The 647-nt window shown below is 41.6% G+C and carries 1 protein-coding gene; it reads left to right on the top strand.

Translation table 11 applies throughout. The features are described 5' to 3' along the window. Nucleotides 1-595 (top strand): RpnC/YadD family protein (locus tag AB8S09_RS15800; RefSeq protein ID WP_502064958.1); only part of this gene is annotated, 595 nt, incomplete at its 5' end. Nucleotides 596-647: the final 52 nt, after the last annotated feature.

The following is a 647-nucleotide window of genomic DNA, read 5'->3' as shown; positions in this document are numbered from 1 at the left end:
GTACGATGAACGTCAGCTCGAGAACATGGCAAACATGGTGTCCACGGTGTTTCTCCTTGACAGGGAAATAAGCAGGGAGGACTTGATGAAAAGGCTGAGGCTGACGGCCTACGCCCTAAAGAAAATAACACCTGAGCAGTTTGACATACTGAAGACCTGGCTCAAGGGAATAATGAAACCCAAGTTGAACGAGAGATCTAAGCTTGATGTAGATGAGATATTGGAAAAATCCAGTCAGAGGGAGGTGGATTCTATGGTATCTAATTTAGGAAAGACTATAGAAAATATCGTAAAGGAAGGCAAAACGAAAGGCATGGAAGAGGGCAGAAAAGAGGGCAGAAAAAAAGGGAGAGAGGAAGGTAGAAAAGAAGGTAGAAAAGAAGGTAGAAAAGAAGGCAGAAAAGAAGGCAGAAAAGATGGACTTCTTCAGGGCCTGGAAAAGTTACTTTATATCAAGTTTTCCGATACTTCCTGTATGGACAGTATAAGAGAGATAGAGGACGAAAATACTTTGAGCTCCATTTTTGAGGATGCCGCCAGGAGCAGTTCCATTGGAGAGTTTAAAGAAAAGCTGGAGCAGAGAAAGTTGAATTGATATACATGGTTGATTTCCGGACGAAATCCGGAAATCTTCATTTTTTATTTTT

The organism is Clostridium lapidicellarium, from assembly GCF_041224415.1.
GTDB classification, from domain to species: domain Bacteria; phylum Bacillota; class Clostridia; order Clostridiales; family Clostridiaceae; genus Clostridium_B; species Clostridium_B lapidicellarium.
This window is presented reverse-complemented; position numbering and strand designations above follow the sequence as displayed.